Below are 18,384 nucleotides of genomic sequence, written 5' to 3' on the forward strand. Positions count from 1 at the left end.
TCATCAACACCGCAAACCTGCGCAGCTTCGAGGGCATGCCTGCAACGAGTATCCGCTCTTCGATTCCTTTCCTGTCACCTCCATGACCCCTCTAGTATTCGCTTCGTGGTTCAACCGAAAGTTCCATCCTTGGCCCGCACGACGCCTCCCTATGCGCGACCACGTCCGTCAATGCCTTTCTTGTCGGTGAGCCTTCATGCTCGCTGCGACCCGTCGAATGAAGGCTCCTCGGGTCGCCATTATTTTTTGGAAATAAGGTCCTAGACAACACAAGCCCGTCGCCGCTTTTGTCGACCGTACCGGGTCTCGCCCTAAAACCAGTCCCACAAGACCCGTATGAGAGGGTCTCGTGCGAACCGGTCATCGCATTGAATTGTAGCAGGGGCTTTTTTGCAAAAACCCCAACCTATGTTCGCCAACAAGCCACTAAACGCTCGTGGAACTTGCCCGCGCTTGGCGGCCGGTTGGCCACAATCACTTCAAACTTCCTCGTCTTTACTGACGAGAGCCCACGGGGTTTCTTTCTTGGATGAAGGCACGTTGGATTCATTGATCTCAAACACTAGAGAATTCAACCAGTGCAAAAAGAAACTATCGCACTGGCCGTTGCCACGCCGGTCCTCGGTGCCGCTGCTGTTTTTGCCCTACCCACTCGTCACCGGGGGGGGGGTCTTACGGTGTTGGCTTGGACGCCGGCCTACGTTTATAGCTCTTGGCAGGCGACGGGCAAGGACGACTCCAGAACGGCGACCAGACGGCGGCAACTAACACCTTCAGCGGCATCCATCCGCCGTGCTGATGCGGTTCGCGTATTGGCTTCAAGTCAAGGCGAGGAGCCCTCGTCAACGGCCTCAATGGCGGTCGTGGTTGGGTCGGGGCCCTTCGGAATACTCCTCGGGCGGGAATCGACGGCAAACGGTGTGTTATCGTGCCGCCTGTTACCTGGGAGCTTCTTTGATTCCCGTCAGCATTTCGTCGGCCCAAAGGCGACAGAGCGCTGTAGGGGAGGCTGGGGGGGGTTGGGCGCATCGCTGGTCCCGTCAATATGCTCCCGGTCTACAGCCACGGTCAATACCGCCCCTTGTTGGCTGGCCCCCTTCGCGCCGACTGCTTTCCTGACCACTAACGCCGCACAACACCATCAACGCCGTGCAGCTTGCCCGCTGGAATAAACGCTGCCACCTACACCTTACGCCGAACTGGAGCGCTTCCCCCCAAGGCCAACTCCAGTTTTGGTTGTGAACCGCTCCCCGTCAAATGGATAAAATGTTCAACAGCAAGGACAAAACAACACACCACCCGACAAAAAACGGCAATGTTCGCTTTGGGGCAACTATTCCAATGGGCCACTGAACAGCGCCCTGGTCTTGTTACCAACGCATCAGAAAGTCTATGACTATAACGGTTCCTTTTTCCAGCTTTGGTGCGAACTTCTCCGGCACCGGTGACGGAAAAATACATTACGAGGTATACACCGTCGGCTCCTATGCGCCTTTAAGGTCGTCGGTCATGGTTTCGTGGCATGGCAATCAGAATGACAGAACCCGCTCACCAATACCACGCTGGCAATCTCACAACAGCGATCTGACATTTTTGAGCGCAGGTCGTCACCGGTCATGGCCGCGATCAACATCCGTCGATAGAATGTCTCGCTAGGCAATCTGGGCTGGTATATGGGGCCGCGCTCCCCGAAAAATGGGCGCGAAAGCTGTTTAAGGACAACAACAGGCCAATCTGGGCGCGCACCTGGGTTGGACGACAGCCATGTCCAGCGCACCACCCTGTACGCTTTACTTCTGACCTCCACGACACGCAAGCAGCGTCAAGCGCGCCAGTGGCCGGCGTCGGTGTTGTGCGGTGAACTAAGACAACAACACCTTCCTGTCTGGTGTGCGCAGCACCTTGGATTCCACCGGGATCAGCTAGTAAGGTCAGACGGGGCGCTATACTGCGGCCCGTTTTTTTTTTGCGTTCATCACCCATGTGCGGGTAGCCCTGCGTAGGGGCGTATAGAGCCCGCGCCACTGGTATCGCGGCCTCGGGGGGAGGGTCGGGCGGTGGGGGTGTTTTTTCTGCCGTGGGGAGAGGTGGAGCGCGCGACACCCACTCGGCCCACCCACTCCCCCGGGTTGTAATATTCCCAATGGCATCGCCATGCCCGCCCGCAAAGGGGCTGTTGGCAGGAAACACAACAAGTACTCCTTTCGCACCAATCGAACGCTTGTCGCGCTGCCCACCTCCCTAACATTTGCCAACTCTGTCCAGCATTTCTCAGCGCTCCGTCAGTCACAGCAGTCATAGTTCGAGTGCAGCAAAGCGGAACAGTCCAATTGATGAAACACACCGGAGATTACTGATATGCAAAAGAAACTCTCGCGCTGGCCCGTTGCCAGCCGGGCTTCCAGCTGCTTGCGCTTTGCCCAGACCAACGTCCCATCTAACGGCTGTCGGTCTATGCCGGCGGTTACGGTGCTTTACGTTCGGGTATCGCCGTTCCCTGCTGGGGTACGAATCCTTCGCGGCATCGCCCTCGGGAATCGCCGCCTTTCCGCGTCCTCGCTTCAAGGGACGAAGAAGCGCTATGTACGGCTCAAGTGCGTATTCACGCTGGAGTACGGCGCTGAACAAATGCGACGTTAACTACGGCATCTGTAACCACGGCGTCCGACGGTTCTCGTCAACGCCCGTCCGCAGGTTCGTCGTCCTCTCCTGCGACAAGCTCGGTTACCTGCGCCCTTGTGCCGCCAGTACTCGCCTGCTTCACAAAAGCAGACCTTCCCGCAACGACGCTCTCGACCGCAACCGACATGGCCATTACAATCCAGCCTCAAGCGCCCTGTCCGGAATGACGATCACGCCGAACAGCCCGGCCCGCTTCGACAACTCGGTCACTATACCAGCAACAGCTACTCGGGCTTCACCGTTAGCGCCATCTACGGCTTCGGAGAGAGCAATCTCGGCGGCTACAACAACGCCAGCACCTCGGACAACGGCAAGGCTGGCCTCGGCGTCAACTACGCCAACGGCCGGTGAACGTCGACTTGGTCTACCAGTCGCGCACCAATGTCGTCCTGCCAATCCCGCCCCCGCCTCCGGTTGAGGCACCGGGTAGCGGCAAGAGCATAAACGAATGGTACGTTGGCGGTAGCTACGACTTCAAGGTTGTCAAAGCTTTTGCCAGCTATCAGTCACTCGACAACAATGCTGGTTTCCTGGTCAATGGCATCGACGACAGCAAGCTCTGGACCCTCGGCGTAAATGCGCCCGTTGGTCCCGGCACGCTGGCTTTCAGCTACGGCAAACTGTCACTTGACAAGAAGAACGCCCCCGACGGCGATAGCTGGGGCGCAGGCACCATGTACACCTACCCGCTCTCGAAGCGCACCGCGGTGTACGCAGCGTACAGCTACTTTAACAACGACAATCACTCCATTCCCGGGCAGGCGATCATCACCCCGGGCCTGATTGGCGCGCCAGGCGAAAGCAACTACACGGTCGGTGGCGGCCTCGTGCATAGCTTCTGAGTTGCCGTCTCTTGATGGCAGAAAAAACGGGCGCCTGGCGCCCGTTTTTTTTCTCGCCCGCCGGATTCCCGATTATCGCGACGAGCAAAAAAGCCACACCCCGACCGACGGGCGCTTGCTTCCCTTGGCCTGCCCCTGTACAATCCTCGCCTTTCGCTGCAACCAACCGCTTTCATAGGAACGAATATTCATGGCCAATAGCGCACAAGCTCGCAAACGAGCCCGCCAAGGCGTCAAGCAACGCATCCACAACGCCGGCCTGCGCTCGACGCTGCGGACCGCCGTGAAGCGCGTTCAGAAGGCGATCGTGGCAGGCGACAAAGCTGCTGCCCAAAGCATTTTTCAGGAATCAGTCGCGGTGATTGATCGTATCGCCGACAAGAACATCATTCACAAGAACAAGGCCGCTCGCCAGAAGAGCCGCCTCTCGGCCCAGATCAAGGTTCTCGGCGCCTAAGCCCGGACAGGGCTCGATAAGCAGCGACAGCGGCACCTCAGGGTGCCGCTTTTTTTTTCGCCCTGCGACCAACGGTGAGCACTTCGGCACGGCCTGCAGGAGCGCCGAACCGCGCCACGGCAGCCGAGGCAAGACCCTGGTCAGATAGCAGGGTATAATTTCGCTGAAGATCGCATATTAGATCGTGCTAATATGGCTATATTGATGAGGAATGCCATGACAGCGGTGAAGATGGATATGGAACAGGCTCGCTTCAACATGATCGAGCAGCAAATCCGCCCTTGGGAGGTGCTCGATCCGGAAGTGCTGGCGGTTCTTGACGCGGTGAAGCGCGAACAGTTCGTACCGGCCGCCTACCAGATGCTGGCCTTTGCCGACATCGAGCTGCCGATCGGCAATGGCCAGACCATGCTGCAACCCAAGATCGAGGCGCGCATTCTCCAGGAAGTGGCCGTCAAGAACGCCGACATCGTGCTCGAGGTCGGTACCGGCAGCGGCCATATGGCCGCCCTTCTGGCGACCAAGGCCGAGTATGTCTATAGCGTCGAGATCGATCCGCTGCTCGCCGAAACCGCCAGGGCCAACCTGGAGCAGGCGGGAGTGGCCAACGTCAGCGTTGAAACCGGCGACGCGTCCGAGGCGTGGCCGACGCAGGGACCCTACGACGTGATCGTCGTCTCCGGCTCGTTGCCCGAGTTGCCCGAAGCCTTCCTGCAGCAGTTGAAGATCGGTGGCCGTCTGGCAGCGTTCATCGGTGAGCGACCGGTGATGCAGGCCCGCCTGACGACGCGCACCGACGAGAAGGCCTTCAACACGATCAATCTTTTCGAAACCATCGTCGCGCCGCTGCGCACGGCAAAGCCGCGCCAGCGCTTCGTTTTCTGACGCTTCCGAGACCAGATGCAGCAGCTCTCGGCGACCCAGCTGAAGGAATGGTTGACGGCAAGCACCTCGGCGGGCGGCAGTGGCGGGTCGCCAGCACGCCGGCGACCACTGCTGCTCGATGTCCGCGAGCCCTGGGAGTTCGAGCTTTGCCACCTTGCCGACCTCACTCCTCCTGCCCATGCATAGCGTACCGGTCGCGCATTGACGAGCTCGAGCGCGATGCCGACATCGTCGTCATCTGCCATCACGGCTTGCGTAGCCGGCAGGTTGGCGGCCCTTGTCTCGAGCGGCAGGGGCTTCACTTCGATCTACAACCTCAGCGGCGGGTGTCGACGCGTGGGCGAATGACGTCGATCCGGCGATGCACAAATATTGAAAGCGAGTTCGAAAAAACATGTCCGTGAAACCCGGCGCCCGGAAGTTTGGCCCCCAGGAAGTTTGGCCTCCTCCTGGCCGCACTTTTTCTCTGCAGCTCCCGCGTTCGCCGCCGACCTCCTGCAGGTCTATCGTGATGCCCTGACCTACGATGCGCAGTACGCTGCCGCGCGCGCCAGCGCTGCTGCCGGGGCGCGAAAAGGAGCCGCAAGCGCTGGCCGGATTGTTGCCGACGATTGCGGCGACCGGCAACACCCTTCTGGAACGACACCACCTACAAGGTCCAAGGTTAACCACCCTCAGCGACTCGTATCGGAACAAGTACAACAGCAACAGTTACGGGGTCAACCTGACGCAGCCGCTGTTCCGCTGGCAGAATTTCGTTCAATACGACCAGTCGAAGCTGCTGGTCATGCAGAGCGAAGCCACTTTCGCCCAGGCGGGCCAGGATCTGGTCCTGCGTGTCGCGCAGGCCTACTTCGACGTCCCTCTTCGCGGTCGAGAACCTGCGCGCCGTGCAGGCCAATCAAGACAGCGATCGCGCAGCAACTTGCGCAGGCGAAAGAAGAACTTCGAGGTCGGCATCGCACGGTGACCGACACCTACGAATCACAGTCGCGCTACGACTGGCCACCGCGCAGGAGGTTGCTGCCGACAGCGAACTGCGCGGTAAAGCGCTATGCGCTGAGCGTGCTCACCGGCAAGGACGTCGGCGAGCTGAATCGGCTCAAGCCGAAAGCCGTCATGCAGCCGCCACAACCGGCAAAACATGGAACAATGGGTCAGCGCTGCCGAGAACGATAGCTTTGTCGTCCAGGCGCAGCAGGCGGCCAGCGAAGCGGCGGCCAAGGCTGTCGAGGTGAGCAAGGCGGGGCACTACCCGACGCTGGACATGGTCGCCAACGTCAACCAGAACAACGGTCCCGGCCAGTTTGGTGTCGGCTCGATCGACAACACCACCCGCCAGGTGGGTCTGCAGCTCAATATCCCCATATTCAGGGTGGCTCGGTCAACTCGAAGGACCCGCGAAGCGATCGCCAGGCGCGACGCCGAACAGGCTGCGCTCGACAATGCCAGACGCAGCTCGACGCTCAACGCACGTCAATCCTACCTGGGGGTGGTCAACGGCCTCGCCGGCGTCCAGGCGCTGGAAGCCGCGCTGGTTTCCGGCCTCAGCTCGCTGGAATCGAACCGGCTTGGTTACGAGGTCGGCGTACGCATCAACATCGACTGTCCCTCAACGCCGAGAATCAGGTCTATGTCACCCGCCGCGACCTGGCCAAGGCGCGTTTTCGACACCCTGCTCGCCCAGCTCCGCCTGAAAGCCGCCGTCGGCGCGCTCGGCGAAGCCGACCTGGAGAAGATCAACAGCCTTTTCGAGGCCCCGTAAGCGTCTCGATCAGCGCCACGGTACGCGCCGTGGCGCCGCGATGCGCCTGACTGAACGCCGTCGCCGCAGCGCGCATGGTCAGCAGTTCCGCCGGCTGGGCAAACAGTTCGCCGGCCACCAGCGCCGCCTGGCCGGCGTCGACGATTCGCCGCGCAGCGCCACAGGCCACGGCATCGTCACTGGCCTGGGCGAAGTTGAAGCTGTGCGGACCCAAGAGCAGCGGACAGCCACAGGCCGCGGCCTCGATCAGGTTCTGTCCGCCAAACGGCAGCACCGTGCCCCCCATCAAGGCCAGATCCGCCAAGGCGTAGTAGGCGGCCATTTCACCCATGCTGTCGCCCAGCCAGACGCGGGTCTCGCTGCCTGGCAGTTGCGCTGAGCTTCGCTGGCGGAAAGCCAACTTGCGGGCGGCAAGCAGCGCGGCGACCTCGGCAAAACGCTGCGGGTGGCGAGGGACGAGGACCAGCAGGAGGTCGGCAACGCCCACCGCTGCCAGGGCGTCGAGCAGCAGCGCCTCCTCCCCTTCCCGGCTGCTGGCCAACAACCACACCGGCCGCTGGCCAACGGCTTGCCGCCAGTGCGCGCCAAGCTGCAGCTTGTCCGCCGGCGGCGTGACGTCGAATTTCAGATTGCCGCAGACGCTCGGCTGGCGAGCACCCAGGTGCTGCAGGCGTTCGCCGTCGGCCTTCGTTTGCGCGGCGACCGCACTCAGCGACGCCAGCGTCGGTCGGATCAGGCGGCTCAGCCGCTGGTAGCCGCGCAAGGAGCGCGCCGACAGGCGCGCGTTGATCAGCGCCATCGGCACGCGCCGCCGGCGCGCCACGTCGATCAGGTTTGGCCACAGCTCGGTTTCCATCAGCAATCCGACGCGCGGCCGAAAATGATCGAGAAACCGCCCGCAGGCGTCCGGCAAGTCGTACGGCAGGTAGGCCTGTTGCAGCCGCCCGGGATGTGTCGCCAGCAACTCGCTGCCGGTTTCCCGGCCGGTCGGCGTCATATGGGTGAGCAGCAGGTCATGGTCCGGATAGGCAGCCAGCAGCGCGTCGATCAGCGGTGCGGCGGCGCGCGTCTCACCCACCGAAACGGCGTGCAGCCAGAGCAGCGGCCGCTGCCGGGCCGCCAGCGGCGGATAGAAACCATGGCGCTCGCCAAGATGTTGCACATACGCCGGCTGGCGGCGGGCGCGCCAGAGCAGCCGCAGCCAGACCAGCGGCAGCGCCAGGTAGAAGAGCAGCGAATAGGCGAGAAGGGCCAGACGCGCCATCAACGCAGCGCCTGCTCGGCAACCCTCAGCACCTCGCCGGTCGACGGCGGCGCGCCGCTACGACCGAGGTTGCGCACGAAACCGCTGCCGTAGACGCCGGTCAAGGCCGGATCGGTAGCGACGTAGAGGGCAATCACCGGCACGCGCAAGGCAGCCGCAAGGTGCGCCAGGCCGGTATCGACACGATCGTCAGGTCTGCCCGCGCGATCAGGACGGCGACCTGCGGCAGCGACAGGGGTGGCGGCACGATGGCCCCGTCCAGGGCGGCGGCGATACGCTCGGCCCGCTGCCGCTCGAGCGCACTGCCAGCCGGAAGAACCGGCGTCAGCCCACGCTCCAGCAAGGCGCGACCAAGCACGCACCAGTTCGCCTCGTCCCACAGCTTGTCGTCGCGACTGGTCGCCGTCAGCAGGATGACCGACCGACCCCGCGCAGGACCAGCGCCATCGATGGCCGGTGCCGAAATACCGTAGTCGAGCACCAGGTCGACCGGATAGTCGAAAGCCGCGGCGGCCAGCCAGCGGTTGCGTTCGACCGCGTGCACGTTGCGCGGGATGACAAAGGTTTCATCGTAGAAGCGCGCTGCAAGCGGCTCACGCGCCGATTCGGCGGCGTAGCCGTAGCGCCTGCCGCTTGCCTGGCGGGCAATCAGCGCGCTTTTCAGCAAGCCTTGGGTGTCGAGTACGGCGTCGTAAGTCCGGGAAACGATGCGGGCGCGAAAAGCGCGCACTTCGCGCCAGGTCACCAGCCGCGAGAGATTCTTTCGCCAGCGCCTGATGGCCACCGGGATGACCTCGTCGACCGCCGGATGCAGCCGCGCAATGTCGGCGAACGATTCTTCGACGCACCAGTCGATCGACGCTTCGGGGAAGCTATGGCGCAGATCACTGACGACTGGCAAGTTGTGGATTACGTCACCGAGCGACGAGGTTTTTACCAGTAGGATGCGCATCGGTGGGCCAGTTCAGGGGAAAAGGGGCGGCAAGCGGGAAGAGTGCATTATAGAAGATGGCGCGCGCCGCCAGCCGCCTTGCCGGCCGCCCCTGTCGGCCAGCGCTTGCCGGCACTCGCCTACACTCCTCGCCGCCGCCCGCGAGGGGCAAAACGCGGCAGCGCTATAATGCTGCCTCCCAAATCCCTTGGCGGCAAGCCTGCAGCAACTGGAGACGCTGAAAATGAACACCTCTGTGATCCGCCCGGTAATCCTCTGTGGAGGCTCGGGCACCCGTCTGTGGCCGCTGTCACGAACGCACTACCCGAAGCAGTTTCTCCGCCTGGTCGACGACTTCTCGCTGCTGCAGAACACCGTGCGCCGCCTCGACGGTATCGCCGGACTCGGCGGCGCGATTGCCGTCGCCAACGAGAACCATCGCTTCCTGGTCGCCGAGCAGTTCTTCGAGATCGGCCAGAAAGCCGACATTCTCCTCGAACCGGCCACACGCAACACCGCACCGGCAGTCGCCGCGGCCGCGGTGCACGCCATCGGTACCGGCACGCAGCAGGACCCGCCACTGCTCCTGGTGCTGCCCTCGGACCATGTCATCGCCAACGTGGCCGCTTTCCAGGACGCGGTCAGGGCAGCGATTCCACACGCCGACGCCGGCGCCCTGGTCACTTTTGGCGTCGTCCCTGACCGTCCCGAAACAGGTTACGGCTACATCCGTCGCGGCGAGGCCGTGGCCGGCGGTTATGCGCTCGATCGCTTCGTCGAGAAGCCCGACGGCGAAACCGCGCAGCGCTACCTCGATTCCGGCGACTACTTCTGGAACAGCGGCATGTTCCTCTTCCGCGCCGACAGCTACCTCGACGCCCTCGAGCGCTACGCGCCGGAAATCCGCGAGTGTGTCACGGCGGCTGTCGCCAGCGACCGCTGCGACCTCGACTTCGTACGCCTCGATCACGCCGCTTTCGTCGCCAGCCCCTCGAAGTCGATCGACTACGCGGTGATGGAAAAGACCGACCGTGGCGTGGTCATTCCACTCGATGTCGGCTGGAACGACATCGGCGCCTGGGACGCGATGGCGGCGCTGGGCCAGGCCGACGGCAACGGCAACACACAACGCGGTGACGTGCTGAGTATCGACACCCGCAATTCGATTCTCCTCTCCGAAGGGCAATTGCTGGCCACCGTCGGGGTCAGCGAACTGATCGTCGTCGCCACTCCCGACGCCGTACTTGTCGCCGACAAGTCAAAAGCGCAGGAAGTCAAGGCGGTGGTCGAGGAGCTGAAGCGCTCGGCGCGCAGTGAAACCGAACTCAGGCACATCGTTCATCGCCCCTGGGGCAGCTACGAAGGGCTGGCGCATGCGCCGCGCTATCAGGTCAAGCGTATCCTGGTGAAAGCTGGCGCCAGCCTCAGTCTGCAGAAGCATCATCACCGTGCCGAGCACTGGGTGGTCGTCAAGGGAACGGCGCTTATCGTGCGCGGCGACGAAACCCTGTTGCTGTCCGAAAACCAATCGACCTATATCCCGCTCGGCGTCGTCCATCGTCTGGAAAACCCCGGCAAGATCGACCTCGAGATGATCGAGGTCCAGTCCGGCAGCTATCTTGGCGAGGACGATATCGTCCGTCTGCAGGACAGCTACGGTCGCTGACTCGAAAGCGGTAGGCCGCGCGTCCCGGCTGGCGGGCTGTACCCGATGCCTGCGCCTGACTGCGCCGACACCGCTTCTCCCGTTTACCCTCCCTCTGAAAGGACCTGTACATGATTCTGGTCACCGGCGGCGCCGGCTTCATCGGCGCAAACTTCGTCCTCGACTGGCTGGCACAAAGCGACGAGGCGCTGATCAACCTCGACAAGCTCACCTACGCCGGCAATCGCGAGAACCTCGCGACGCTGGCCGGCGACCCGCGGCACATCTTCGTGCACGGTGACATCGGCGACAGCCAGCTCACCGCCAGCCTCCTGGCGCAATACCAGCCGCGCGCGATCGTGAACTTTGCCGCCGAGTCACACGTCGATCGCTCGATCCATGGCCCCGAGGACTTCATCCAGACCAACATCGTCGGCAGCTTCCATCTCCTCGAAGCGACGCGCGCCTATTGGGGCACACTGGCGGACCCGGCCAGGCAGGGCTTCCGCTTCCTGCACGTGTCGACCGACGAAGTGTATGGCTCATTGCGCAGCGACGAAGCGGCTTTCAGCGAGACGCACGCCTACGAGCCGAACAGCCCGTACTCGGCAAGCAAGGCGGCCAGCGACCATCTCGTGCGCGCCTACCACCACACCTACGGGCTGCCGGTGCTGACCACCAACTGCTCGAACAACTACGGTCCCTACCATTTCCCGGAAAAGCTGATCCCGCTGATGATCGTCAACGCCCTCGCCGGAAAAGCCCTGCCGGTCTATGGCGACGGCCAGCAGATCCGCGACTGGCTGTACGTCAAGGATCACTGCACGGCCATCCGCCGCGTGCTCGAAGCCGGTCGCCCGGGCGAAACCTACAACGTCGGCGGCTGGAACGAGCAACCCAACCTCGACATCGTGCACACCGTCTGCCAACTGCTCGACGAACTTCGTCCGCGCGCCGACGGCCAGCCCTATCGCGAGCAGATCACCACCGTCGCCGACCGGCCGGGTCACGACCGCCGCTACGCCATCGACGCGCGCAAGATCGAGAACGAGCTCGGCTGGAAACCGGCAGAAACCTTCGCCACCGGCATTCGCAAGACCGTGCTCTGGTACCTCGAAAACCAGCAATGGGTGCACAACGTACAGTCCGGAAGCTACCGCGACTGGGTCGAAAAGAACTACGGCGAACGCGAGAAATGAGGATCCTGCTCTTCGGCAAGCGCGGACAGGTCGGCTGGGAATTGCAGCGCAGCCTGGCGCCGCTCGGGACTATCGTCGCCCTCGATCGCGAAGGCGATGGTCAGCTGTGCGGCGATTTCACCAAGCTCGACGGCCTGGCGGCCTGCGTGCGCGCAGTCGCTCCCGACGTCATCGTCAATGCGGCCGCGCACACGGCGGTGGACAAGGCCGAAGCGGAACCCGCGCTGGCCAGAACGCTCAACGCGCTGGCGCCCGGCGTGCTGGCCGAGGAAGCCAGCCGCCTCGGCGCCTGGCTGGTGCACTACTCGACCGACTACGTCTTTGACGGCAGCGGCGAGAGGCCCTGGCAGGAAAACGACGCGACCGCCCCACTGAGCGTCTACGGACAAAGCAAACTCGCGGGCGAACAGGCGGTCGCCGCTTGCGACAAACACCTGATCTTTCGCACCAGTTGGGTCTACGCCGCGCGTGGCAACAACTTTGCCCGCACCATGCTGCGCCTGGCCGGCGAGCGCGACCGGCTGCAGGTCATCGCCGACCAGATAGGTGCGCCAACCGGCGCCGAACTGCTCGCCGACGTCACCGCACTGGCGCTGCGCAGCGTTCGGCCACAGCCGCAGCTGGCGGGACTCTATCATCTGGCAGCCGGTGGCGAGACCAGCTGGCACGGCTACGCGCGACACGTCGTCGAGTTCGCCGGCCAGGCCGGCGAGAGCCTCCGCGTCGCCCCGTCGGCCATCGAGGCGGTGCCGAGCAGCGCCTACCCCCTGCCCGCGCCGCGACCGCTGAACTCGCGCCTGGAGACGCGCAAGCTGCAGACGACGTTCGATCTATGCCTGCCCGATTGGCGGGTCGGCGTCGACCGCATGCTGGCCGAAATCCTCGAAAAGTAGGAGCGCATCACCGCCATCGCCCGCGGGCAGACGCGGTGCGGCACCCGATTCGTGGGATGATAGGTCGTCTTGGCACAGTCGGTTGTTGACCTGAAGGGAGTCTGCCTTGCTCTGGTGGCTCGCATACATCGCGCTCGGATTGTTCACCGGCTTCTTCGCCGGCATGCTCGGCATCGGCGGCGGACTGGTGATGGTCCCGACACTGACCATGATGTTCGCCGCGCAGGCTGGATTTCCGGCCAACGAGGTCCTCCATCTGGCGCTCGGCACGTCGATGGCCACGATCCTGTTTACCTCGCTGGCCAGCCTGCGCGCCCACCATCAGCATGGCGCCGTGCTCTGGAAAATCGTCTTCCAGATCACCCCGGGGATTCTGCTCGGCACCCTGCTTGGCACCTTCTTCGCCGGCAGCGTACCGTCGAGGCCGCTGGCCCTCTTCTTCACCGTTTTCGTCTGCCTGGTCGCTGCGCAGATGATCCTCAACCTGAAGCCGAAAGCGGCGCGCGAGCTGCCCGGCTTCGGCGGTGTCTTCGCCGTCGGCAGCGGCATCGGCGCGGTCTCGGCGCTGGTCGCCATCGGCGGCGGATCGCTCACCGTCCCTTTCCTGACCTGGTGCAATGTCCGTGTTCAGCATGCCATCGGGACATCCGCGGCAATCGGCTTTCCGATCGCCTTTGGCGGTTCTCTGGGTTACATTTTCAACGGCTGGGGACAGACCGATCTGCCGCCGTGGAGCCTCGGCTACGTCCACCTGCCGGCTTTCGTCTGGCTGGTGCCGTCGAGCATGCTGATTGCGCCACTCGGCGCGAGACTCGCCCACCGCCTGCCGGTGGCCACCCTGAAGCGTCTTTTCGCCGGCATCCTGATCGTCCTTGCCGGGAAGATGATGTGGGGTCTGTTCGCCTGATGGCGGCGATCAGCGGCCGGTGAATTGCGGCTTGCGCTTTTCCATGAATGCCGCCAGGCCTTCACGATAATCGTCGCTATCGAGAAAAGCGAACGAGGCGCGCAGTTCCTCGTCGCTGAGCGGACCACCCTGCTGCAACCGGCGTAGCCACTGCTTGTGCCAACGGGCAACCAGCGGTGCACCGGCGCAAATTCGACCGGCGCTGGCGTAGGCCTCGTCGACGACGTCGGCATCGGCAACGACGCGGGTGACGAGGCCTTTGCTCAGCGCTTCCGCGGCGCCGAGGATACGCCCTTCGAGCAGGATTTCGAGCAGGCATGCCGGCCCAGCCAGACGAAGAAGACTCGCCATTTCGGCGGGATACATGGAAAAACCGAGCCTGTTGATCGGTGCGCCGAAACGCGACGACTGCGCGCAGATGCGCAGGTCGCACTGCGCGGCAATCTCCAGCCCGCCACCGATACACGCCCCCTGCAGCAACGCGATCGTCGGCTGACGACAGTCGGCCAAAGCCTGCAAGGCGGCTCCCGCTTGCGCGTGGTAGGCCATCGCCCGGTCCACCGTGTCTCGCCGGCTGAGAAACTCTTCGATGTCGCCACCGGCGGCGAAAGCCTGATCACCATCGCCGCGGACGATGACGCAGCGCAGCTGATCGTCGCCCGACAGTTCGGCGACGATCTCGGCCAGGCTCTGCCACATGGCGAAGTCGATGGCGTTGAGCTTGCCCGGATTGGAGAGGGTGACCGTGGCCACATTTTCCGCGCGCGTGCACAGAACACGCCCGCTCATGTCGCCAGTTCTTGAGCGACGTGGCTCCTGGCCAGTGCCTGGCGTCCGGCCAGAATGTGATCGTGCATCGCCGCTTGCGCGCCCGCCGCGTCGCCGGCCTTGATCGCCGCCAGGATGGCCGCGTGTTCGACGAGCGACTGCTGCAGGCGGCCGTCAATGCTCAGTGAAAACAGGCGCGTCAGTTTGAGCACCTTGCGCAGGTCCTGGATCACCTGGCGCAATCTGCGGTTGCCGGACATTTCCTGGATCTGGTAGTGAAACGCCTGATTGGCCTCGAAGAAACGCGCGATCTCGTTGCTCTCGGCGAACTGTTCCAGTTGCCCGTGCAGCGCATCGAGCCTGGCCAGGTCTTCGGGCTGGGCCCGCGTCGTCGCTTCGAGGGCGCAACGCCCTTCGAGCATGGCCATCAAGGGGAAGATGTCATCGAGATCCTGCTCGGAGACCTCGGTAACAAAGCAGCCACGGCGTGGCCGCAGTGTCACCAGGCCTTCGGAGGCCAGCACCTTCAGCGCCTCGCGCAGCGGCGTCCGGCTGATCCCGTAATCGAGCGCCAGCGCCTGCTCGTCGATTCTTGCGCCCGGGAGCAACTCATGCGCAAAGATTCTCTGCCGTAGTCGTTCAGCGACTTCCTGATAGAGGGCAGTCTGGGCGATTTGACTCGGATCCATCGATCTCTTTATTGCCGATTCGTTCAGGGTCTCAGGCGAGACCTTGCTTTCATAATTATGGATACAGTATTATTCGTCGGGCGGGGTGTCAAGCGTTACAGTCATCTGTCCGCCGTTGTGGCTCTCCTGGTCGGTATAATTCCTAGAGTCGTCGGGGGCGAGAGCCCCACCCCATTCCTCTGATTCCGTGAAAGGTTCCGTCATGTCCAACGCGAACAATCCTGCACCCGCTGATTCGTCAAACCTCGATGCCTGGAAAAAGGCAGCCGCCAAAGCGCTGCGCGGTGCCGAGCTTGACACACTGAACTGGGTCACTCCTGAAGGAGTGGTCGTCAAGCCGCTGTATACCAGCAAGGATCTGGAAGGCCTGCCCTACACCGACACGCTGCCCGGCCTCGCCCCCTTCGTTCGCGGCCCGCAGGCCACCATGTATACCGGCCGGCCATGGACCATTCGCCAGTACGCCGGCTTCTCCACCGCTGAAGCGTCGAATGCCTTCTACCGCAAGGCGCTGGCCGGCGGCGGCCAGGGCGTCTCGGTGGCCTTCGACCTGGCCACCCACCGTGGCTACGACTCCGACCATCCGCGCGTCACCGGTGACGTCGGCAAGGCTGGCGTGGCAATCGACTCGGTCGAAGACATGAAGATTCTCTTCGACGGCATCCCGCTCGAGAAGATCTCGGTATCGATGACCATGAACGGTGCCGTCCTGCCGATTCTTGCCGGCTACATCGTCGCCGCCGAAGAACAGGGCGTGCCGCAGGACAAGCTCTCGGGGACCATCCAGAACGACATCCTCAAGGAGTTCATGGTCCGCAACACCTACATTTACCCGCCGCAGCCGTCGATGAAGATCATCTCCGACATCATCGGCTACACCGCACAGCACATGCCGAAGTTCAACTCGATCTCCATTTCGGGTTATCACATGCAGGAAGCCGGTGCGACGCAGGCGCTCGAACTGGCGTTCACCATTGCCGACGGGCGCGACTACGTGCGCACGGCGATCGCTTCCGGCCTGGACGTCGACGCCTTTGCCGGCCGGCTTTCGTTCTTCTTTGCCATCGGCATGAACTTCTACCTGGAAGTGGCCAAGCTGCGCGCCGCGCGCCTGCTGTGGTGGAAAGCCATGCAGGAGTTCGAACCGAAGAATCCCAAGTCGAGCATGTTGCGTACGCACTGCCAGACCTCCGGCTGGTCGCTGACCGAACAGGACCCCTACAACAACGTCGTACGCACGACCATCGAGGCCATGGCCGCCGTTTTTGGCGGCACGCAGTCGCTGCACACCAACGCCCTTGACGAGGCGATCGCCCTGCCCACCGAGTTCTCGTCACGCATTGCCCGCAACACGCAGCTGGTCATCCAGGAAGAGACGCACATCACCAACGTCATCGACCCCTGGGCCGGCTCGTACATGATGGAGAAACTGACCCAGGATCTCGCCGACGAGGCCTGGAAAATCATCGAAGAAGTCGACAGCATGGGCGGCATGACGCACGCCGTCGAATCCGGCTGGGCGAAGATGAAGATCGAGGGCTGCGCAGCCGACAAGCAGGCGCGTATCGACTCCGGCAAGGACGTCATCGTCGGCGTCAACAAGTACAAGCTAGCCAAGCAGGACGACCTCGAAATCCGCGACATCGACAACAACGCCGTCCGCGACTCGCAGATCGCCCGCCTGAAGAGCGTCCGCGCCGGTCGGGATAGCGACAAGGTCAACGCCGCACTTGCCGACCTCACGCGCTGCGCCGAGACCAAGGAAGGCAACCTGCTCGACCTCGCCGTCAAGGCGATGCGCCTGCGCGCTTCGGTCGGCGAGGTTTCCGACGCCCTGGAAAAGATCTACGGGCGTTTCCGTGCCACCCAACAGACCGTTTCCGGAGTCTACGGCGCGGTCGTCGAAGGCATCGCGAGCTGGGAAGCGCTGAAGGCCGAGATCGCCAAGTTCAATGACGACGAAGGCCGGCGGCCGCGCATCATGGTCGCCAAACTCGGTCAGGATGGCCACGACCGAGGCGCCAAGGTGGTGGCTACCGCCTTTGCCGACCTCGGCTTCGACATCGACGTCGGCCCGCTCTTCCAGACCCCGGAAGAAGCGGCGCGGCTGGCCATCGAAAACGACGTGCATGCGGTCGGTGTATCGTCGCTCGCCGCCGGCCACAAGACGCTGTTGCCGGCGCTGGTCAAGGCGCTCAAGGATCAGGGCGCCGACGACATCATCGTCTTCGCCGGCGGGGTGATCCCGGCGCAGGACTATGACTTCCTGTACAAGTCGGGCGCCAAGGCCATCTTCGGACCGGGAACGCGTATCGAAGATTCGGCGATGACCATCCTCAGCGAGATCCGCAAAGCCCGCGCTTCTGCCTGAACCGGCCCACCGACTGCTGTCAGCCATGGATATGACCCACTCTTCAACCGCTGGTATGGCCACGGCTGACCAGCATCTCGTCGACGGCGTCCTAGCGCGCCGTCGGCGAGCGTTGGCGAAAGCCATCACGCTCGTCGAGTCGACGCGCAATGATCATCAGCGTCGTGCCCGACAGGTGCTCACGGCGCTGCTCCCGCATACCGGACGAACCATCCGCGTCGGCATCTCGGGCGCACCGGGCGCCGGCAAGTCCACTTTTATCGAATCGCTCGGCCTGTACCTGATCGACGCCGGCAAGCGCGTCGCCGTGCTCGCCGTCGACCCGTCGTCGTCGGTCTCCGGCGGCTCGATTCTCGGCGACAAGACGCGCATGGAGTTGCTCTGCCAGCGCGACGAAGCGTTCATCCGCCCCAGCCCCTCCTCGGGTTCGCTGGGCGGGGTTGCCGACAAGACGCGCGAAGCGATGCTCCTCTGCGAAGCCGGCGGCTTCGACGTGATCATCGTCGAGACCGTCGGTGTCGGCCAATCCGAAACAACGGTCGCCGGCATGGTCGATGCGTTCGTCCTGCTGCAGCTGCCGAGTCAGGGCGATGACCTGCAGGCAATCAAGAAGGGAATTGTCGAGATTGCCGACCTGATCGTCTTCAACAAGGCCGATATCGACGAACGCGCTGCCGCCGCTGCGCGCAGTCAGATGCGCGCGGCGCTGACCATGCTGCGCAGCGCCAGCCCCAACTGGCGGCCGCCGGTGCTGACCTGCAGCGCGCTGGGCAAGCGCGGCATCGCCGAGTTCTGGGCCGAAATCGAGCGCTACCAGCGCCTGATGAGCGACAGCGGCGAATTCGAACAAAAGCGCCGCCGACAGGCGGTGGACTGGATGTGGAGCCTGATCGATTCCGGTCTGCGCCGCTACTTTCGCTCCCACCCGGCAGTCCGCGCGGCGCTGCCCGATCTTTTGCGCGACGTCGCCGAGGGGCGGACGACGCCCGGTGCGGCAGCGTCACGGCTGCTGACGCAGATGAAGGAATGAATTTTCGAGTCGGATCAGGATAGTCCGACTTGCACGCGTAGTTCTGATGTTTGAGT

18 protein-coding genes are annotated in these 18,384 nt (G+C 63.4%); 13 read left to right on the top strand and 5 right to left on the bottom strand.

Features of this window, described 5'->3' with window-relative positions:
* Positions 1-2,736: 2,736 nt before the first annotated feature.
* The 7 genes from QZ634_RS15700 (at position 2,737) to QZ634_RS15730 (ending at position 6,631) form a co-directional block, all read left to right on the top strand.
* Positions 2,737-3,033 carry a hypothetical protein gene (locus QZ634_RS15700; RefSeq protein WP_291989975.1) on the top strand — a complete coding sequence of 99 codons (297 nt, stop codon included), beginning with the start codon at positions 2,737-2,739 and terminating at the stop codon, positions 3,031-3,033.
* The gene (locus QZ634_RS15705) at positions 3,030-3,524 is read left to right on the top strand and encodes a porin (RefSeq protein WP_291989976.1); all 495 of its coding nucleotides are present in this window, start codon (positions 3,030-3,032) and stop codon (positions 3,522-3,524) included. Before QZ634_RS15700 ends, QZ634_RS15705 begins: the two co-directional genes overlap by 4 nt.
* A gap of 190 nt (positions 3,525-3,714) precedes the next feature.
* Positions 3,715-3,981 (top strand): 30S ribosomal protein S20, encoded by a 267-nt coding sequence (gene rpsT / locus QZ634_RS15710; protein WP_043566151.1) that lies wholly within the window; start codon positions 3,715-3,717, stop codon positions 3,979-3,981.
* A 231-nt stretch (positions 3,982-4,212) separates the two neighbouring features.
* Complete coding sequence (locus QZ634_RS15715; protein ID WP_291990140.1) at positions 4,213-4,866, top strand: protein-L-isoaspartate O-methyltransferase; 654 nt, start codon at positions 4,213-4,215, stop codon at positions 4,864-4,866.
* A gap of 15 nt (positions 4,867-4,881) precedes the next feature.
* Positions 4,882-5,052, top strand: a complete 171-nt coding sequence (locus QZ634_RS15720) for a hypothetical protein (RefSeq protein ID WP_291989977.1) — start codon at positions 4,882-4,884, stop codon at positions 5,050-5,052.
* Positions 5,053-5,392: 340 nt separating this feature from the next.
* Entirely contained in the window at positions 5,393-5,836 is a 444-nt protein-coding gene (locus tag QZ634_RS15725) for a TolC family protein (protein ID WP_291989979.1), read from the top strand.
* A 174-nt stretch (positions 5,837-6,010) separates the two neighbouring features.
* A complete protein-coding gene (locus tag QZ634_RS15730; protein ID WP_291989981.1) occupies positions 6,011-6,631 on the top strand; it encodes a TolC family protein in 621 nt (206 codons plus the stop codon).
* Here the strand turns inward: QZ634_RS15730 and waaA are convergent.
* From waaA to waaC, 3 genes are read right to left on the bottom strand one after another with little or no spacing between them, the layout of a single operon-like run.
* The gene (gene waaA, locus QZ634_RS15735) at positions 6,606-7,895 is read right to left on the bottom strand and encodes a lipid IV(A) 3-deoxy-D-manno-octulosonic acid transferase (RefSeq protein WP_291989983.1); all 1,290 of its coding nucleotides are present in this window, start codon (positions 7,893-7,895) and stop codon (positions 6,606-6,608) included. The genes QZ634_RS15730 and waaA overlap by 26 nt on opposite strands.
* Entirely contained in the window at positions 7,895-8,038 is a 144-nt protein-coding gene (locus QZ634_RS15740) for a hypothetical protein (RefSeq protein WP_291989986.1), read from the bottom strand. Before QZ634_RS15740 ends, waaA begins: the two co-directional genes overlap by 1 nt.
* The gene (gene waaC / locus QZ634_RS15745; protein WP_291989988.1) at positions 8,029-8,847 is read right to left on the bottom strand and encodes a lipopolysaccharide heptosyltransferase I; all 819 of its coding nucleotides are present in this window, start codon (positions 8,845-8,847) and stop codon (positions 8,029-8,031) included. The genes QZ634_RS15740 and waaC overlap by 10 nt, the downstream gene beginning before the upstream one ends.
* Positions 8,848-9,070: 223 nt before the next feature.
* Between waaC and QZ634_RS15750 the strand changes: the two genes are divergently transcribed.
* The 4 genes from QZ634_RS15750 to QZ634_RS15765 all read left to right on the top strand — a co-directional run bounded on the left by QZ634_RS15750 (position 9,071) and on the right by QZ634_RS15765 (position 13,470).
* Positions 9,071-10,492 (top strand): mannose-1-phosphate guanylyltransferase/mannose-6-phosphate isomerase, encoded by a 1,422-nt coding sequence (locus QZ634_RS15750; protein WP_291989990.1) that lies wholly within the window; start codon positions 9,071-9,073, stop codon positions 10,490-10,492.
* A 110-nt stretch (positions 10,493-10,602) separates the two neighbouring features.
* Positions 10,603-11,670: a dTDP-glucose 4,6-dehydratase gene (gene rfbB, locus QZ634_RS15755; RefSeq protein WP_291989992.1), complete on the top strand. Its 1,068-nt coding sequence runs from the start codon at positions 10,603-10,605 to the stop codon at positions 11,668-11,670.
* On the top strand, positions 11,667-12,563 hold the full coding sequence (gene rfbD, locus QZ634_RS15760) for a dTDP-4-dehydrorhamnose reductase (protein ID WP_291989995.1): 897 nt from the start codon (positions 11,667-11,669) through the stop codon (positions 12,561-12,563). The genes rfbB and rfbD overlap by 4 nt, the downstream gene beginning before the upstream one ends.
* A gap of 106 nt (positions 12,564-12,669) precedes the next feature.
* Positions 12,670-13,470, top strand: coding sequence for a sulfite exporter TauE/SafE family protein (locus QZ634_RS15765; protein ID WP_291989997.1), 801 nt, complete (start codon positions 12,670-12,672; stop codon positions 13,468-13,470).
* Between the two features lie 9 nt (positions 13,471-13,479).
* Here the strand turns inward: QZ634_RS15765 and QZ634_RS15770 are convergent, their stop codons facing one another.
* Positions 13,480-14,259, bottom strand: a complete 780-nt coding sequence (locus QZ634_RS15770; protein ID WP_291989999.1) for an enoyl-CoA hydratase-related protein — start codon at positions 14,257-14,259, stop codon at positions 13,480-13,482.
* The gene (locus tag QZ634_RS15775; protein WP_043566177.1) at positions 14,256-14,927 is read right to left on the bottom strand and encodes a GntR family transcriptional regulator; all 672 of its coding nucleotides are present in this window, start codon (positions 14,925-14,927) and stop codon (positions 14,256-14,258) included. The genes QZ634_RS15770 and QZ634_RS15775 overlap by 4 nt, the downstream gene beginning before the upstream one ends.
* A 202-nt stretch (positions 14,928-15,129) precedes the next feature.
* Between QZ634_RS15775 and scpA the strand changes: the two genes are divergently transcribed.
* Together scpA and meaB are read left to right on the top strand one after the other, a co-directional pair.
* Positions 15,130-17,298 (top strand): methylmalonyl-CoA mutase, encoded by a 2,169-nt coding sequence (gene scpA / locus QZ634_RS15780; protein ID WP_291990001.1) that lies wholly within the window; start codon positions 15,130-15,132, stop codon positions 17,296-17,298.
* Positions 17,299-17,329: 31 nt separating this feature from the next.
* Positions 17,330-18,328, top strand: a complete 999-nt coding sequence (gene meaB, locus QZ634_RS15785) for a methylmalonyl Co-A mutase-associated GTPase MeaB (RefSeq protein WP_291990003.1) — start codon at positions 17,330-17,332, stop codon at positions 18,326-18,328.
* Positions 18,329-18,384: the final 56 nt, after the last annotated feature.

Origin of the sequence: Candidatus Accumulibacter sp. ACC007 (assembly GCF_907163205.1) — a bacterium.
Lineage (GTDB): Bacteria > Pseudomonadota > Gammaproteobacteria > Burkholderiales > Rhodocyclaceae > Accumulibacter > Accumulibacter regalis.

Coding starts and splice junctions, on each gene's coding strand:
- rpsT (WP_043566151.1), top strand. CDS start 3,715: ATGGCCAATAGCGCACAAGCTCGCAAACGAGCCCGCCAAGGCGTCAAG.
- QZ634_RS15715 (WP_291990140.1), top strand. CDS start 4,213: ATGGATATGGAACAGGCTCGCTTCAACATGATCGAGCAGCAAATCCGC.
- QZ634_RS15720 (WP_291989977.1), top strand. CDS start 4,882: ATGCAGCAGCTCTCGGCGACCCAGCTGAAGGAATGGTTGACGGCAAGC.
- QZ634_RS15725 (WP_291989979.1), top strand. CDS start 5,393: ATGCGCAGTACGCTGCCGCGCGCGCCAGCGCTGCTGCCGGGGCGCGAA.
- QZ634_RS15730 (WP_291989981.1), top strand. CDS start 6,011: ATGGAACAATGGGTCAGCGCTGCCGAGAACGATAGCTTTGTCGTCCAG.
- waaA (WP_291989983.1), bottom strand. CDS start 7,895: ATGGCGCGTCTGGCCCTTCTCGCCTATTCGCTGCTCTTCTACCTGGCG.
- waaC (WP_291989988.1), bottom strand. CDS start 8,847: ATGCGCATCCTACTGGTAAAAACCTCGTCGCTCGGTGACGTAATCCAC.
- QZ634_RS15750 (WP_291989990.1), top strand. CDS start 9,071: ATGAACACCTCTGTGATCCGCCCGGTAATCCTCTGTGGAGGCTCGGGC.
- rfbB (WP_291989992.1), top strand. CDS start 10,603: ATGATTCTGGTCACCGGCGGCGCCGGCTTCATCGGCGCAAACTTCGTC.
- rfbD (WP_291989995.1), top strand. CDS start 11,667: ATGAGGATCCTGCTCTTCGGCAAGCGCGGACAGGTCGGCTGGGAATTG.
- QZ634_RS15770 (WP_291989999.1), bottom strand. CDS start 14,259: ATGAGCGGGCGTGTTCTGTGCACGCGCGCGGAAAATGTGGCCACGGTC.
- QZ634_RS15775 (WP_043566177.1), bottom strand. CDS start 14,927: ATGGATCCGAGTCAAATCGCCCAGACTGCCCTCTATCAGGAAGTCGCT.
- scpA (WP_291990001.1), top strand. CDS start 15,130: ATGTCCAACGCGAACAATCCTGCACCCGCTGATTCGTCAAACCTCGAT.
- meaB (WP_291990003.1), top strand. CDS start 17,330: ATGACCCACTCTTCAACCGCTGGTATGGCCACGGCTGACCAGCATCTC.